The following is a 15,865-nucleotide window of genomic DNA, read 5'->3' as shown; positions in this document are numbered from 1 at the left end:
TGTCTGAATAATCGGTCGCTCATTGCCAGATTTCGCATCAGCTTTGCCGATCATGATCTAAGAACATCTTTTTATTATGAATAATTTTTAATTCCTTTATGAAATCACTGCCGCTGGCGACACTGCGCCCATCATAAGAGCCTGGCGGAGTGCGATTTCATGGCAGTAAAAAGACCTTTAACGATGTTGGCCGCAGCGCTTTCGCTGTGGGTGTTTCAGGCGCAGGCCGTCAATGTGACGGTGGCGTATCAGACCTCTGCCGAACCGGCGAAAGTGGCGCAGGCGGACAACACCTTTGCGCGAGAGAGCGGCGCGACCGTTGACTGGCGTAAGTTCGACAGCGGCGCGGGCGTGCTGCGCGCGCTGGCGTCGGGCGATGTGCAGATCGGTAATATCGGCTCCAGCCCGCTGGCCGTGGCCGCCACGCAGCAATTACCGATCGAAGCTTTTTTACTGGCGTCGCAGCTCGGCAGCTCCGAAGCGCTGGTGGTGAAAAAGGGGATTGGCGGCCCGAAAGATCTGATCGGTAAACGCATCGCCGTGCCGTTTATTTCCACTACCCACTACAGCCTGCTGGCGGCGCTGAAGCACTGGGGCATCAAGCCGACAGAGGTGCAGCTGGTAAATCTGCAGCCGCCCGCGATTATCGCCGCCTGGCAGCGTGGGGATATCGACGGCGCCTATGTCTGGGCGCCCGCCGTCAACGAGCTGGAGAAAGATGGCAAGGTGCTAACGGACTCTTCGCAGGTAGGGCAGTGGGGCTCGCCGACGCTTGACGTCTGGGTGGTGCGCAAAGATTTCGCCAGCGCGCATCCTGACATAGTAACGGCTTTCGCCCGCAGCGCCATTGAGGCGCAAAAGCCTTACCTTAATAATCCGGACCAGTGGCTGAAGCAGCCAGATAATCTGAGCAAGCTGTCGCGTCTGAGCGGCGTGCCCGAAGCGCAGATAGCGGATCTGGTGAAAGGCAATACCTACCTCACGGCGCAGCAGCAGGTAGAGCAGCTGGGCAAGCCGGTGAATAAAGCGATCGTCGATACGGCCAGCTTCCTGAAAGAACAGGGCAAGGTGCCGCAGGCGAAGGCCGACTACAGCGATTTCGTCACCAGCCGCTTTGTCGAGCCGCTGGCGAAACAGTAAGGAGAACGCCATGCTGCGCATTGCTCATCTTAACGCGCGCTATGCCGGACGACCTGCGCTGCAGGATATCAGCCTGCAGCTCGATAAAGGCGAACTGCTGGTGGTGCTCGGCCCATCGGGCTGCGGCAAAACGACGCTGCTTAACCTGATCGCCGGCTTTTTGCCGGTAGAGTCGGGCAGCATCACGCTGGAAGGCAACGCTATCAGCGGGCCAGGCGCGGAGCGCGGCGTGGTGTTCCAGCATGAGGGGCTGCTGCCCTGGCGCAACGTGCTGGACAATGTCGCCTTTGGTCTTCAGCTCGCCGGGATGGCGCGCAGCGAACGCAACGCTATCGCGCGGCGGCTGCTAAAAAAGGTCGGGCTTGAAGGGGCGGAAAATCGTCCTGTCTGGCAGCTTTCCGGCGGTCAGCGTCAGCGCGTCGGCATCGCGCGTGCGCTGGCGGCGGATCCGCAACTGCTGCTGCTTGACGAGCCCTTTGGCGCGCTGGATGCCTTTACCCGCGAGCAGATGCAGACCCTGCTGCTGACGCTGTGGCGCGACAGCGGCAAACAAATTTTCCTGATTACTCACGATATAGAAGAAGCTGTTTTCCTGGCCAGCGAACTGGTGCTGCTCTCGCCGGGGCCGGGTCGCATTGTGGAGCGCCTGAAGCTTAACTTCGGCCAGCGCTTCGCCGCTGGTGAACCCTGCCGCGCCATCAAATCCGATCCCGCGTTTATTGAACAGCGCGAATATGTGCTGAACCGGGTATTCGAACAGCGGGAGTCCTTTGTATGAGCGCGGTCATCAACGATAAAACCACCGCGGCGCGTCGTCTGCGCTGGCCTTTCTCCCGCCCGTTCAGCCTCAGCCTGCTGAGCCTGGCGCTGCTGCTGCTGATCTGGTGGAGCGTCACGGCGCTGGGCCTGATTAGTCCGCTGTTTTTACCTGCGCCGCAGCAGGTGCTGAGCAAGCTGCTGCTGATCGCCAGTCCTCAGGGGTTTATGGACGCCACGCTATGGCAGCATCTCGCCGCCAGCCTGACGCGCATGCTGGTTGCGCTGTTCGCCGCGGCGGCGATCGGTATTCCGGTCGGCATCGCCATGGGCCTGAGCCCGGCGGTGCGCGGCCTGCTCGATCCGCTGATTGAGCTTTACCGTCCCGTCCCGCCGCTCGCCTATTTGCCGCTGATGGTGATTTGGTTCGGCATCGGCGAGACCTCCAAAATCCTCTTGATCTATCTGGCCATCTTCGCGCCGGTGACGCTTTCGACCCTGGCGGGCGTACGTAATACGCAGCAGGTGCGGATACGCGCCGCGCAGTCGCTGGGCGCCAGCCGCTGGCAATTGCTGCGCTGGGTGATCCTGCCTGGCGCGCTGCCGGAGATCCTGACGGGGCTGCGTATCGGCTTAGGTGTCGGCTGGTCGACGCTGGTGGCGGCAGAGCTGATCGCCGCGACGCGCGGGCTGGGATTTATGGTGCAGTCCGCCGGAGAATTTCTGGCAACCGACGTGGTGCTGGCGGGTATCGCGGTTATCGCGCTGATTGCTTTTACCTTAGAACTCGGGCTGCGCGCCCTGCAGCGTCGTCTGACGCCCTGGAATGGAGAACAACAATGAATGAAAAGCTGAATATCACGGCGCTCGGCCCTTATATTGGCGCGCAGGTGTCGAATCTCGATTTAACCCGACCGCTCAGCGACACCCAGTTTGAGCAGCTCTATCACGCGTTGCTGCGCCATCAGGTGCTGTTTCTGCGCGATCAGCTGATTACGCCGCACCAGCAGCGCGCGCTGGCAGCGCGCTTCGGCGACCTGCATATTCATCCGGTTTATCCGCACGCTGAAGGCGCAGAGGAGATTATCGTGCTGGATACCCACCAGGATAATCCGCCGGACAACGATAACTGGCACACCGACGTTACCTTTATCAACACGCCGCCGGCGGTGGCGATTCTGGCGTCGAAGCTTTTGCCTGAATCGGGCGGCGATACCTTGTGGGCGAGCGGCATCGCCGCCTTTGAAACCCTTTCGGCGCCGATCAAAACCCTGCTGGAAGGGCTGCACGCCGAGCATGATTTCAAAAAGTCGTTCCAGGAGTATAAATATCGCCGTACCGCAGAGGAGCACCAGCGCTGGCAGGAGGCGGTAGCGAAGCATCCGCCGGTGCAGCATCCGGTGATCCGCACTCATCCGGTAAGCGGACGCAAGGCGCTGTTCGTTAATGAAGGATTTACTACGCGGATTGTAGAGCTGAGCGAAAAAGAGAGCGACGCCGTGCTTGCGCTCTTATACGCACATGCCACTAAGCCGGAGTTCCAGGTGCGCTGGCGCTGGCAGCCAAATGACGTAGCGATCTGGGATAATCGCGTGACGCAGCACTATGCGAATGCGGATTATTATCCGGCAAGGCGGGTGATGCATCGGGCGACGGTGCTGGGGGATCGGCCTTTTTAAACGTCCGTACCGGGCTGCGGTGTAAATATATTAAAACGTCCGTACCGGGCTGCGACTGCGTTGCTGCGCCGGTACGATCGTTTCAAGGCCAGGGAGTTAAATTTCCAAACTTTAACTAGCTTGCCAGCATCGCCTCAAGCTGTTCCTGGGCATCCAGCCACGCCATCTCGACCTCCTCCAGCGCCGCTTTGCTCTCCGCCTGGCGCTGCAGCGCGGCGGTCAGATCCGCTTTACGGCTGGGATCGTAGATCTCGCCGTCGGCAAGCTGCGTTTCCGCTTCGGTGAGCTGGCTCTGCCATTTCGCCATTTGCTTCTCCAGCTTCTCGATCTCTTTGCGCAGCGGCTGCGTCTGGGCGCGCAGCTCGGCGTCGCGGCGCTTCTGATCTTTACGCGCCTGCGCGCTGTTGCCGTTGTCCTGCTTCGGTGCGGCGTCCGCCTGCGCCTGCTGCTTCTGCAGGTCGCTCAGCCACTGCTGGTAATCCTCAAGATCGCCGGGGAAGACATCAACCTTGCCGTCATGCACCAGATAGAGATCGTCGGTGGTGGCGCGCAGCAGATGACGGTCGTGCGAAACCACCACCAGCGCGCCTTCGAAATCGATCAGCGCTTCGGTCAGCGCCTGACGCATGTCGAGATCGAGGTGGTTGGTCGGTTCGTCGAGCAGCAGCAGGTTAGGACGCTGCCAGACGATCAGCGCCAGCACCAGCCGCGCCTTTTCGCCGCCGGAGAAGCGCGCCGTGACTTCGCTGACCTTATCACCCTGAAAGCCAAAGCCGCCAAGGTAGTCGCGCAGCTGCTGTTCCAGCACCTTCGGCGCGATGCGCGCCAGATGCTGCAGCGGCGACTCGTCGCTACGCAGATACTCCAGCTGATGCTGCGCGAAGTAGCCGAGCTTGATGCCTTTCGCCAGCCCGACTTCGCCATCAAGCGGGGTCAGCTCGCCCGCCAGCAGCTTAATCAGGGTCGATTTGCCCGCGCCGTTGCGGCCCAGCAGGCCAATACGCGAGCCCGGCACCAGATTAAGTTTGATGGCGTCGAGAATGATGCGCTCGCCATAGCCTGCGGTGACTTTTTCCATCTTCAGCAGCGGATTCGGCAGGCTTTCCGGGGCGCGGAAGCTGAAGCTGAACGGGTTGTCGACGTGAGCCGGCGCGATCATCTCCATGCGTTCCAGCATTTTGATACGACTCTGCGCCTGTTTCGCTTTAGAGGCCTTGGCGCGGAAGCGATCAATATAGCTTTGCAGGTGCGCCACTTTCTCCTGCTGGCTTTCGAACAGCGCCTGCTGCTGCGCCAGCTTAGCGACGCGCTGCCGTTCAAATGAGCTGTAATTGCCGGTGTATTCGTAGAGGGTTTCCTGCTCGATATGAATGATCTTATCCACGACCGGATCGAGGAAGTCGCGATCGTGCGAGATCAGGATCAGGGTGCCTTCATAGCTTTTCAGCCAGCGCTCCAGCCAGATTACCGCGTCGAGATCCAGGTGGTTGGTCGGTTCGTCGAGCAGCAGGAGATCCGAACGGCACACCAGCGCCTGCGCGAGGTTGAGGCGCATGCGCCAGCCGCCGGAGAAGTCGCTTACCGGTCGGTTAAGCTGCTCCTGACTAAAGCCGAGGCCGTGCAGCAGGCTGGAGGCGCGGGCGTGAATGCTCCAGGCCTGGATCGCATCCAGCTTGCCATGCAGCAGCGCGATAGCGTTGCCGTCGTTGCGCTGGTTGGCGTCCGCCAGCTCCGCCTCAAGCTGACGATATTCACGATCGCCGTCGATAACGTATTCCAGCGCCGCTTTGCTCAGCGCCGGGGTCTCCTGGTTAACCCAGGCCAGCGCCCAGTTGCCGGGAAAGGTCACGCTGCCTGCGTCGCTGCTGATCTCGCCTTTTAACAGCGAAAGCAGGGTCGATTTGCCGCAGCCGTTTTTACCCACCAGACCAACTTTCTGGCCGGGGTTAATGGTGGCGGAAGCGTTATCGAGCAGCACGCGGACGCCGCGGCGGATTTGCAGAGAAGAAAAGACAATCATAAGCGCCGTATCGTCAGAATATGTTAATTTACCCACCACATAATTAGAGGGTGTCGCGTCGTGCATGGTAGCGGAAAACCGCCGCTATGACGACGCTTTGGAAGAGGATAACTATGTCGCAGCCAGCAAAAGTTTTGCTGCTTTATGCCCACCCGGAAATGCAGGAGTCGATAGCGAATCGGGTTCTGCTGCAGTCGGCGCAGAAACAGGCGAACGTCACCGTACACGATCTGTACGCGCACTATCCTGATTTCTTTATTGATATTCACTATGAACAGCAGCTGCTGCGCGAGCATCAGGTTATCGTCTTTCAGCACCCGCTCTATACCTACAGCTGTCCTGCGCTGCTGAAAGAGTGGCTGGACCGCGTGCTGTCGCGCGGTTTCGCCAGCGGCGTCGGCGGCAACGCGCTGGAAGGCAAATACTGGCGCAGCGTGATTACCACCGGCGAGCCGGAGACGGCCTATCATCAGAACGGCCTTAACCGCTATCCGATGTCGGACATTATGCGTCCGTTCGAACTGACCGCACAGATGTGCCGCATGCACTGGATGACGCCGATGATCCTTTACTGGGCGCGTCGACAGCCGAAAGAGGTGATGAGCCACTTTGCCCGCGCCTATGGCGAATGGCTTGCCGCGCCGCTGCCCAACGGAGGTCTCTGATGGAAGGACAAACGCTGCTGACCGCAGGCGTTATCTATCTGGTGGCGGCGGTGCTGATTGTACCCATCGCCGCGCGCCTTGGTATTGGTGCCGTGCTGGGCTATCTGGTGGCCGGGATCGCCATCGGCCCGTGGGGACTGGGCTTTATCAGCGACGTTGAGGAGATCCTGCACTTCTCGGAGCTGGGCGTGGTTTTCCTGATGTTTATCATCGGACTGGAACTGAATCCGTCGAAACTCTGGGCGCTGCGGCGTTCGATTTTCGGCGTCGGCGCGGCGCAGGTGCTCATCTCCGCCGGCATCCTCGGCGCGCTGCTGTGGCTGAGCGACTTTAGCTGGCAGGCGGCGGTGATTGGCGGCATCGGCCTTGCCATGTCCTCAACCGCAATGGCGCTGCAGCTAATGCGCGACAAAGGCATGAACCGCAGCGAGGCGGGGCAGCTCGGCTTCTCGGTGCTGCTGTTCCAGGACCTGGCGGTCATCCCGGCGCTGGCGCTGGTGCCGCTGCTGGCGGGCAGCGATAGCGGCACTATCGACTGGATGAAGGTCGGCATGAAAGTGCTGGCGTTCGCCGGCATGCTGGTGGGCGGACGCTACCTGCTGCGGCCGATTTTCCGCTTTATCGCCGCTTCCGGCGTTCGTGAGGTCTTTACCGCCGCCGCTCTGCTGCTGGTGCTGGGCTCGGCGCTGTTTATGGACGCGCTCGGACTGTCGATGGCACTGGGTACCTTTATCGCCGGTATCCTGCTGGCGGAGAGTGAGTACCGCCACGAACTGGAAGTCGCCATCGATCCGTTTAAAGGCCTGCTGCTCGGGCTGTTCTTTATCTCTGTCGGCATGGCGCTCAACCTTGGCGTGCTCTATACCCATATTCTGGAGATCCTGCTCGGCGTGCTGATTCTGGTTACGATAAAGACGCTGGTGCTCTATGTGCTGGCACGCGTCTACGGCCTGCGTAGCTCCGAGCGTCAGCAGTTCGCCGGTGTGCTGAGCCAGGGCGGCGAATTCGCCTTTGTGCTCTTTTCCGCCGCTTCTTCGGCACATCTTTTCGCTGGCGATCAGCTGCCGCTGCTGCTGGTAACGGTCACGCTGTCAATGATGACCACGCCGCTGCTGATGCAGGGGATCGATAAACTGCTGGCGCGGCGCTTTAATGAAGTTGATGAAGATGGGGAAAAACCCTTCGTCGACGATGACCAGCCGCAGGTGATCGTGGTGGGCTTCGGACGAATGGGGCAGGTGGTTGGTCGTCTGCTGATGGCTAATAATAAAAGGATCACGGTGCTGGAGCGCGACATCAGCGCGGTGAGCCTGATGCGCAAGTATGGCTATAAGGTTTACTATGGCGATGCGACCGAGCTTGAGCTGCTGCGCGCTGCCGGTGCGGCCAGCGCGCAGTCGATCGTTATTACCTGTAACGAGCCGGAAGATACCATGGCGATCGTGCACCTTTGTCAGCAGCACTTTCCGCAGCTGGAGATTGTGGCGCGGGCGCGCGGGCGCGTAGAGGCGCACGAGCTGCTGCTGGCGGGCGTGACGCAGTTCTCGCGCGAAACGTTCTCCAGCGCGCTGGAACTGGGACGCAAAGCGCTGATTTCGGTCGGTATGCACCCGCACCAGGCGCAGCGCGCGCAGTTGCACTTCCGCCGTCTGGATATGCGTATGCTGCGCGAGCTTATGCCGAACCACGCCGACAACGCGCAGATTTCCCGCGTGCGCGAGGCGCGGCGCGAGCTGGAGGATATTTTCCAGCGCGAGATGCAGCATGAGAAACGGCAGTTTGACGACTGGGACGAAGATCAGTAACAGCAACACAGGTTAACCAACATGCGTAAACGATTTATTGCTGGTGCGGTTTGTCCGCACTGTCAGGAAAAAGACACGCTGGCGATGTGGCGTGAAAACAACGTCGACGTAGTGGAATGCGTAAAATGCGGGCACCAGATGCGCGAGGCGGATAAGCAGATCCGCGATCAGGTTCGCAGCCAGGAGCAAGTGATCGGTATTTTCCATCCAGAGTAGCGAAATGGCGCAGCTTTTTTTACGCTTAAACTTACAGTGGGATTGAATTCCGATACAATCGGCGCCACTAACGCTGAGGTTAATCGCGTAGCCTAAGGCGCGGTCTCAGCCCCGAACCTTTCTGGTTGGTGTTATTGCACGTAAGAATAGACCAATGAGACGGGATCTCAGTTCTCAACGGTTAGGAGATATCATGAAAGTAGCAAAAGACCTGGTGGTGAGCCTGGCCTATCAGGTACGTACAGAAGATGGTGTGTTGGTTGACGAGTCGCCGGTAAGTGCGCCGTTAGACTATCTGCACGGTCATGGTTCCCTGATTTCTGGTCTGGAAAAAGCGCTGGAAAATCATGCGGTCGGCGACAAGTTTGACGTGCATATCCCGGCTAACGATGCATACGGCCAGTACGACGACAACCTGGTGCAGCGCGTACCTAAAGACGTCTTTATGGGCGTTGACGAACTGCAGGTTGGCATGCGCTTCCTGGCGGAAACTGACCAGGGCCCGGTTCCGGTCGAAATCACCGAAGTGGAAGACGAGCACGTTGTGGTTGACGGCAACCATATGCTGGCGGGCCAAAACCTGAACTTCAACGTGGAAGTTGTCGCGATCCGCGAAGCGACCCCGGAAGAGCTGGCGCACGGTCACGTCCACGGCGAGCACGGTCACGATCACGATCATGACCATGGTCATGACCACGGCAACGGCGGCTGCGGCAGCCACGGCGGTTGCGGCTGCAACCACTAAGCCACGCCTGACAAATGACAAGGCCACCAGACGGTGGCCTTTTCTTTTGCTCATAACTTTTGCGGTCGACGCGTGCGCGCGAGGGTGGCGCATACCAGGGTATGTGACCTCTCACGCTGAGGCAGCATCGACGCTGCACAGCCACTCTGAATCTGTCAGTAATGCGGCGGCGGCGTCTCTTCCGACTGCGACGCGATCATCGACGGCGCGGCCGCTTTCAGCTTATCCAGCAGCAGGCGCTGCTGCTCGCGCATTTTCGCCATCTCCAGCTCGTGCTGCACCACCGTTTGATTAAGCTGCTCGATAGTCAGCTCCTGAAAGGCCAGCTTGCTTTCCAGCGCTTCAAGCCGTTGTTCCCACTCTGATTGTTGCATGACCTCTCCTTATAGTGTGATGCGGCGAATCTCGCATCAGCCGCTGATTTTACGGTTTCCCCGCTAAGAATCACCCCATTTCTTTGCCGCTTCGCCTGACAGGGGTTGAATAACGTCTGCCGCAGCAGCATCTCTGATGAAACTTCCTGATGCAAAAAAGGTCGGAGGAGAGCCGGGTAATTACGCTGCGGGAGTGTTCGCCGCTGCCGCGTACAGTTATAGTGTGGAGCTTTAGTCCGCAATAATTCCCGAGGTGAGACGCTTCGGTTTTGGAGAAAGGATGAAATCACTGTTTAAAGTCACAATGTTAGCCACCACCATGGCCATCGCGCTGAACGCGCCGCTGGCAATGGCAGCCGAAGCGACTGCAGCACCGGCTGCGAGCGATGCGGCACCCCAGGCACCGAAAAATGCGGCCTTCAAAAATGAAGATCAGCAATCAGCCTACGCACTGGGCGCCTCGCTGGGTCGCTACATGGACAACTCCCTGAAGGAACAGGAGAAACTGGGCATCAAGCTGGACAAAGACCAGCTGATTGCGGGCGTTCAGGATGCATTCGGCGGTAAGAGCAAGCTCTCTGACCAGGAGATCGAGCAGACCCTGCAGGCCTTTGAAAGCCGCGTGAAAGGCGCAGCGCAGGCGAAGATGGAAAAAGACGCGAAAGAGAACGCCGATAAAGGCACCGCTTTCGCCAGCAAGTTCGCCAAAGAGAGCGGCGTGAAGAAAACCGAATCTGGCCTGCTGTATAAAGTAGAGAAAGAAGGCACCGGCGATGCGCCGAAAGACAGCGATACTGTTGTAGTGAACTACAAGGGCACGCTGATCGACGGCACCGAATTCGACAACTCCTATACGCGCGGCGAACCGCTCTCTTTCCGTCTCGACGGCGTTATTCCGGGCTGGACTGAAGGTCTGAAGCACGTGAAGAAAGGCGGCAAAATCAAGCTGGTGATCCCGCCGCAGCTCGCCTACGGTAAAAACGGCGTGCCGGGCATTCCGGCCAACTCTACGCTGGTGTTCGATGTTGAACTGCTCGACATCAAACCGGCGCCTAAAGCAGATGAGAAAGCGCAGGCGCCTGCCGCCGACGCGAAGAAATCTCAATAATCTGTCTGCCGCCGCCTTCGGGCGGCGGTTTCATTTCCCGCCTGTGACAAAGCTCTGGCATAAGCGTGCGACATTTGCCAGACTATCCCCTGCATAACTTTCCCAATAAAAAGAGTCTGCCCGCTGCGCTGAGACAGGCTCCAGCCATTTAGGGTAATGTCTTCGATGTCAAATCCATTCAATCCCGGCGAACTGAGCGACTTCGATTTACTGGAGCAGCGTCCGTTCGAGCAAGCGGACTACGATATTCTCAAATCTTATGAGGCGGTAGTCGACGGCCTGGCGATGCTGATTGGTTCGCACTGCGAAATCGTGCTGCACTCGCTGGAAGACCTGAAATGTTCGGCGGTGCGCATCGCTAACGGCGAACATACCGGTCGTAAAGTGGGCTCGCCAATTACCGATCTGGCGCTGCGCATGCTGCACGATATGCACGGCGCAGACAGCAACGTTTCCCGCGCCTACTTCACCCGCGCCAAAAGCGGCGTGCTGATGAAGTCGGTCACCATCGCGATACGTAACCGGCAGCAGCGCGTGATTGGGCTGTTGTGCATCAATATGAACCTCGATGTGCCTTTCTCGCAGATAATGTCGACCTTTATGCCGCCGGAAATGCATCAGGTAGATTCGAATGTTAACTTCGCCAGCTCGGTAGAAGATCTGGTGACGCAGACGCTGGAGTTCACCATTGAAGAGGTGAGCGCCGATCGCAACGTCTCCAACAACGCCAAGAACCGCCAGATCGTGCTGAATCTTTATGAGAAGGGCATCTTCGATATTAAAGATGCGATCAATCAGGTTGCGGATCGCCTCAATATCTCCAAGCACACTGTTTACCTCTATATCCGCCAGTTCAAGAGCGGAGACTTCCAGGGGCAGGAGCGCTGATGCGCTATACCCTGCTGGTGACCGGTCCGGCTTACGGCACGCAGCAGGCGAGCAGCGCCTTGCTGTTCGCCCGCGCGCTGCTGGCCGCCGGCCATCAGCTGCAGAGCGTTTTCTTTTATCGCGAGGGCGTGCTGAACGCCAATGAGCTGACCGCGCCAGCCAGCGACGAGGCGGATATCGTACGCGCCTGGCTTGCGCTGCATGAAGAGCAGGGCGTGGCGTTGAATATTTGCGTAGCCGCCGCGCTGCGCCGCGGCGTTACCGATGCGCAGGAGGCGGAGCGGCTGCAGCTGGCAGGCAGCAACTTACAGCCGGGGTTTGAACTCAGCGGTCTGGGTGCGCTGGCGGAAGCCGCGCTCGGCTGCGATCGACTGGTGCAGTTTTAATGAATCGCGTCGCCTTTGTTTTTACCCGCGCGCCGCACGGCAGCAGCGCGGGCCGCGAAGGGCTCGACGCCGCGCTGGCGACCGGCGCGCTGAGCGAGTCGATAGGCCTGTTCTTTATTGGCGATGGAGTATTGCAGCTGACGCCTGGCCAGCAGCCGGAAATTATTCTGGCCCGCAATCACGCCGCCACGTTTGGCGTGCTGGCGCTGTATGATATTGAACATTGCTATATCAGCCGCGAGGCGTTGCGCGAGCGCGGCCTGGCGGAAGAGGGCGCGCGCGTGCTGGACGCCGGCATTCTGGACGCCGCGGCGCTACGGCAACAGTTGGCGACCTACGATCGCATCATCACCTTTTAAGAGCGCGCTATGTTGCACACCCTGATGCATTCACCTTATTACAGTGACCTGAATACGCTGCTGCTGCTGCTGACGGCGGAAGACGATTTGCTGTTGTTGCAGGACGGCGTGCTGGGCGCGCTGGAAGGCAGCAGCGCGTTAAGCCAGCTTCTCACCTCGCCTGCGACCTTATGGGTCCTGACGGAAGACGTGACCGCGCGCGGGCTTAGTGGTCAAATTTCAGCCAAAGTAAGGCCGGTGGACTATACTGGTTTCGTCGCGCTCACTGAAAAACATCAGCAGCAGATGACCTGGTAATGTCGTAAAGCCTGGTTATTTCTTGACACCCTATTGGCTCAGCCCTAAAATTCTGCGTCCTCGTAGTAATACGAGGCGATTTATTACGTGTTTACGAAGCAAAAGCTAATCCAGGAGCTATTTAATGGCAACAGTTAACCAGCTGGTTCGCAAACCACGCGTACGCAAAGTTGTAAAGAGCAACGTGCCTGCGCTGGAAGCTTGCCCGCAAAAACGTGGTGTTTGTACTCGTGTGTACACCACCACTCCGAAAAAACCGAACTCAGCACTGCGTAAAGTTTGCCGTGTTCGTCTGACTAACGGTTTTGAAGTTACCTCCTATATCGGCGGTGAAGGTCATAACCTGCAGGAACACTCCGTGATCCTGATCCGTGGCGGTCGTGTTAAAGACCTGCCAGGTGTGCGTTACCACACCGTTCGTGGCGCGCTGGACTGCTCAGGTGTTAAAGACCGTAAGCAGGCTCGCTCCAAGTATGGCGTGAAGAAGCCAAAGGCTTAATGGTTCTCCGTTAAGTAAGGCCAAACGTTTTAACTTAAATGTCAAACTAAACTCGTAGAGTTTTGGACAATCCTGAATTAACAACGGAGTATTTCCATGCCACGTCGTCGCGTCATTGGTCAGCGTAAAATTCTGCCGGATCCGAAGTTCGGATCAGAGCTGCTGGCCAAATTTGTAAATATCCTGATGGTAGATGGTAAAAAATCTACTGCTGAATCAATCGTTTATACTGCGCTTGAGACCCTGGCTCAGCGTTCTGGTAAAAACGAGCTGGAAGCCTTTGAAGTAGCCCTTGAAAACGTGCGTCCGACTGTCGAAGTTAAGTCACGTCGCGTTGGTGGTTCTACCTATCAGGTTCCAGTAGAAGTCCGTCCGGTTCGTCGTAATGCTCTGGCAATGCGCTGGATCGTAGAAGCTGCTCGTAAACGCGGTGATAAATCTATGGCTCTCCGCCTGGCGAACGAACTTTCTGACGCTGCAGAAAACAAAGGTACTGCAGTTAAGAAACGTGAAGACGTTCACCGCATGGCAGAAGCCAACAAGGCGTTCGCTCACTACCGCTGGTAATCGCCACGTAGTTGTTGTTAAACCAGCGGGCGTGCAAAATGCTAACCTGCTGGGTTCGACTAATTTTGAACGCCCGAGAATCAGAGGAATCAAATGGCTCGTACAACACCCATTGCGCGCTACCGTAACATTGGTATCAGCGCACACATCGACGCCGGTAAAACCACAACTACCGAGCGTATCCTGTTCTACACCGGTGTTAACCACAAAATCGGTGAAGTGCATGATGGCGCAGCGACCATGGACTGGATGGCGCAGGAGCAGGAGCGTGGTATCACCATCACGTCTGCAGCGACCACCGCATTCTGGTCCGGTATGGCTAAGCAGTTTGAGCCGCACCGTATCAACATCATCGACACCCCGGGACACGTTGACTTCACCATCGAAGTAGAACGTTCTATGCGTGTGCTCGATGGCGCAGTAATGGTTTACTGTGCTGTAGGTGGCGTGCAGCCGCAGTCTGAAACCGTATGGCGTCAGGCGAACAAATATAAAGTTCCGCGTATCGCGTTCGTTAACAAAATGGACCGTATGGGCGCGAACTTCCTGAAAGTTGTTGGTCAGATCGAATCCCGTCTGGGCGCGACTCCGGTTCCGCTGCAGCTGGCAATCGGCGCTGAAGAGAACTTCACCGGCGTTGTTGACCTGATCAAAATGAAAGCCATCAACTGGAACGATGCTGACCAGGGCGTTACCTTCGTTTACGAAGATATCCCGGCTGACATGCAGGAACTGGCTGAAGAGTGGCGCGGCAAGCTGATCGAAGCGGCAGCAGAAGCTTCTGAAGAGCTGATGGAGAAATTCTTCAGCGGCGAAGAGCTGAGCGAAGAAGAGATCAAAACGGCTCTGCGTCAGCGCGTACTGCGCAACGAAATCATCCTGGTTACCTGTGGTTCTGCGTTCAAGAACAAAGGTGTTCAGGCGATGCTGGATGCCGTGGTTGAATACCTGCCGGCACCGACTGACGTTCCTGCGATCAACGGTATGCTGGACGACGGTAAAGATACTCCGGCTGAGCGTCACGCTGACGACAGCGAGCCGTTCTCTGCGCTGGCGTTCAAAATCGCTAACGACCCGTTCGTGGGCAACCTGACCTTCTTCCGCGTGTACTCTGGCGTGGTTAACTCAGGTGACACCGTACTGAACTCAGTGAAATCTGCACGTGAGCGTTTTGGCCGTATCGTACAGATGCACGCCAACAAGCGTGAAGAGATCAGCGAAGTTCGCGCGGGCGACATCGCAGCAGCGATCGGTCTGAAAGACGTGATCACCGGTGATACCCTGTGTGATCCGAGCAACCCGATCATCCTGGAGCGCATGGAGTTCCCTGAGCCGGTAATCTCTATCGCCGTTGAGCCGAAAACCAAAGCTGACCAGGAAAAAATGGGTCTGGCTCTGGGTCGTCTGGCTAAAGAAGACCCGTCATTCCGCGTATGGACTGACGAAGAGTCTAACCAGACCATCATCGCCGGTATGGGTGAGCTGCACCTCGACATCATCGTTGACCGCATGAAGCGTGAATTCAACGTTGAAGCGAACGTGGGCAAACCGCAGGTAGCTTACCGCGAAGCGATTCGCTCTAAAGTTACCGACATCGAAGGTAAACACGCCAAGCAGTCTGGTGGTCGCGGTCAGTACGGTCATGTTGTTATCGACATGTACCCGCTGGAGCCGGGTTCAAACCCGAAAGGCTACGAATTTGTCAACGACATCAAAGGTGGTGTGATTCCTGGCGAATACATCCCTGCGGTTGACAAAGGCATCCAGGAACAGCTGAAATCTGGCCCGCTGGCAGGTTATCCGGTTGTTGATCTGGGCGTGCGTCTGCACTTCGGTTCTTACCATGACGTGGACTCCTCAGAGCTGGCGTTTAAACTGGCCGCTTCTATCGCCTTTAAAGATGGCTTTAAGAAAGCGCAGCCGGTACTGCTTGAGCCGATCATGAAGGTTGAAGTAGAGACTCCGGAAGAGAACACCGGTGACGTCATCGGTGACCTGAGCCGTCGTCGTGGTATGCTGAAAGGGCAGGAATCTAACGCTACCGGCGTTCAGATTCACGCTGAAGTTCCGCTGTCTGAAATGTTCGGATACGCGACGCAGTTGCGTTCTCTGACGAAAGGCCGTGCTTCTTACTCCATGGAGTTCCTGAAGTACGATGATGCGCCGAACAACGTCGCTCAGGCCGTTATTGAAGCTCGTAGCAAATAAGGCTACGGTTTAAAAATTGTGAACAGATGCCTTCATCAATGATGAAGGCATAACAGTAAGGATTATCGCCATGGCGAAAGAGCAATTTCAACGTAACAAACTGCACGTAAACGTGGGCACCATCGGTCACGTTGACCACGGTAAAACCACCCT

At 57.6% G+C, this 15,865-nt stretch carries 19 protein-coding genes; 17 read left to right on the top strand and 2 right to left on the bottom strand.

Annotated elements, in window-relative coordinates; translation table 11 throughout:
- Positions 1-159: 159 nt before the first annotated feature.
- The 4 genes from tauA to tauD are packed head-to-tail and all read left to right on the top strand — an operon-like array spanning position 160 to position 3,575.
- Positions 160-1,140, top strand: a complete 981-nt coding sequence (gene tauA / locus EKL29_RS11830) for a taurine ABC transporter substrate-binding protein (protein ID WP_120457332.1) — start codon at positions 160-162, stop codon at positions 1,138-1,140.
- A 10-nt stretch (positions 1,141-1,150) separates the two neighbouring features.
- Positions 1,151-1,918 (top strand): taurine ABC transporter ATP-binding subunit, encoded by a 768-nt coding sequence (gene tauB, locus EKL29_RS11825; protein ID WP_126689787.1) that lies wholly within the window; start codon positions 1,151-1,153, stop codon positions 1,916-1,918.
- Positions 1,915-2,739 carry a taurine ABC transporter permease TauC gene (gene tauC / locus EKL29_RS11820; protein WP_120457337.1) on the top strand — a complete coding sequence of 275 codons (825 nt, stop codon included), beginning with the start codon at positions 1,915-1,917 and terminating at the stop codon, positions 2,737-2,739. The genes tauB and tauC overlap by 4 nt, the downstream gene beginning before the upstream one ends.
- Positions 2,736-3,575, top strand: coding sequence for a taurine dioxygenase (gene tauD, locus EKL29_RS11815; protein ID WP_126689786.1), 840 nt, complete (start codon positions 2,736-2,738; stop codon positions 3,573-3,575). Before tauC ends, tauD begins: the two co-directional genes overlap by 4 nt.
- Positions 3,576-3,690: 115 nt before the next feature.
- Here the strand turns inward: tauD and EKL29_RS11810 are convergent, their stop codons facing one another.
- Positions 3,691-5,595: an ABC transporter ATP-binding protein gene (locus EKL29_RS11810; RefSeq protein ID WP_120457341.1), complete on the bottom strand. Its 1,905-nt coding sequence runs from the start codon at positions 5,593-5,595 to the stop codon at positions 3,691-3,693.
- Between the two features lie 113 nt (positions 5,596-5,708).
- On the opposite strand from EKL29_RS11810, the gene kefG reads away from it, so the two are divergent.
- From kefG to slyD, 4 genes are all read left to right on the top strand, one after another.
- Positions 5,709-6,260, top strand: a complete 552-nt coding sequence (gene kefG, locus EKL29_RS11805) for a glutathione-regulated potassium-efflux system ancillary protein KefG (RefSeq protein ID WP_120457343.1) — start codon at positions 5,709-5,711, stop codon at positions 6,258-6,260.
- Positions 6,260-8,065 (top strand): glutathione-regulated potassium-efflux system protein KefB, encoded by a 1,806-nt coding sequence (kefB, locus tag EKL29_RS11800; RefSeq protein WP_126689785.1) that lies wholly within the window; start codon positions 6,260-6,262, stop codon positions 8,063-8,065. The genes kefG and kefB overlap by 1 nt, the downstream gene beginning before the upstream one ends.
- Positions 8,066-8,086: 21 nt before the next feature.
- Positions 8,087-8,281 (top strand): YheV family putative zinc ribbon protein, encoded by a 195-nt coding sequence (locus tag EKL29_RS11795; protein ID WP_120457347.1) that lies wholly within the window; start codon positions 8,087-8,089, stop codon positions 8,279-8,281.
- A gap of 193 nt (positions 8,282-8,474) precedes the next feature.
- The gene (slyD, locus tag EKL29_RS11790; RefSeq protein WP_126689784.1) at positions 8,475-9,026 is read left to right on the top strand and encodes a peptidylprolyl isomerase; all 552 of its coding nucleotides are present in this window, start codon (positions 8,475-8,477) and stop codon (positions 9,024-9,026) included.
- 155 nt (positions 9,027-9,181) lie between these two features.
- Here the strand turns inward: slyD and EKL29_RS11785 are convergent, their stop codons facing one another.
- Entirely contained in the window at positions 9,182-9,400 is a 219-nt protein-coding gene (locus tag EKL29_RS11785; protein WP_120457351.1) for a SlyX family protein, read from the bottom strand.
- Between the two features lie 280 nt (positions 9,401-9,680).
- On the opposite strand from EKL29_RS11785, the gene fkpA reads away from it, so the two are divergent.
- The 9 genes from fkpA to EKL29_RS23295 form a co-directional block, all read left to right on the top strand.
- Positions 9,681-10,508, top strand: coding sequence for an FKBP-type peptidyl-prolyl cis-trans isomerase (gene fkpA / locus EKL29_RS11780; protein ID WP_120457352.1), 828 nt, complete (start codon positions 9,681-9,683; stop codon positions 10,506-10,508).
- Positions 10,509-10,673: 165 nt separating this feature from the next.
- Positions 10,674-11,396 (top strand): transcriptional regulator, encoded by a 723-nt coding sequence (locus tag EKL29_RS11775; RefSeq protein ID WP_120457354.1) that lies wholly within the window; start codon positions 10,674-10,676, stop codon positions 11,394-11,396.
- Positions 11,396-11,782: a sulfurtransferase complex subunit TusD gene (tusD, locus tag EKL29_RS11770; protein ID WP_126689783.1), complete on the top strand. Its 387-nt coding sequence runs from the start codon at positions 11,396-11,398 to the stop codon at positions 11,780-11,782. The genes EKL29_RS11775 and tusD overlap by 1 nt, the downstream gene beginning before the upstream one ends.
- Positions 11,782-12,141: a sulfurtransferase complex subunit TusC gene (gene tusC / locus EKL29_RS11765; RefSeq protein WP_120457367.1), complete on the top strand. Its 360-nt coding sequence runs from the start codon at positions 11,782-11,784 to the stop codon at positions 12,139-12,141. The genes tusD and tusC overlap by 1 nt, the downstream gene beginning before the upstream one ends.
- A 9-nt stretch (positions 12,142-12,150) precedes the next feature.
- Positions 12,151-12,438 (top strand): sulfurtransferase complex subunit TusB, encoded by a 288-nt coding sequence (gene tusB, locus EKL29_RS11760; protein ID WP_126689782.1) that lies wholly within the window; start codon positions 12,151-12,153, stop codon positions 12,436-12,438.
- Positions 12,439-12,562: 124 nt separating this feature from the next.
- Positions 12,563-12,937: a 30S ribosomal protein S12 gene (rpsL, locus tag EKL29_RS11755; RefSeq protein ID WP_126689781.1), complete on the top strand. Its 375-nt coding sequence runs from the start codon at positions 12,563-12,565 to the stop codon at positions 12,935-12,937.
- A gap of 96 nt (positions 12,938-13,033) precedes the next feature.
- Positions 13,034-13,504 carry a 30S ribosomal protein S7 gene (rpsG, locus tag EKL29_RS11750; protein WP_013510774.1) on the top strand — a complete coding sequence of 157 codons (471 nt, stop codon included), beginning with the start codon at positions 13,034-13,036 and terminating at the stop codon, positions 13,502-13,504.
- A 93-nt stretch (positions 13,505-13,597) separates the two neighbouring features.
- Positions 13,598-15,712, top strand: coding sequence for an elongation factor G (gene fusA / locus EKL29_RS11745; RefSeq protein WP_033752983.1), 2,115 nt, complete (start codon positions 13,598-13,600; stop codon positions 15,710-15,712).
- Positions 15,713-15,782: 70 nt separating this feature from the next.
- A partial coding sequence (locus tag EKL29_RS23295) for a GTP-binding protein (protein WP_332459973.1) occupies positions 15,783-15,865 on the top strand: 83 nt, incomplete at its 3' end.

This window comes from Pantoea sp. YU22, assembly GCF_003970755.1.
GTDB lineage: Bacteria > Pseudomonadota > Gammaproteobacteria > Enterobacterales > Enterobacteriaceae > Pantoea > Pantoea piersonii.
Note: the sequence above shows the minus strand (reverse complement) of the source record. Positions and strands in the feature narration are given on the sequence as shown.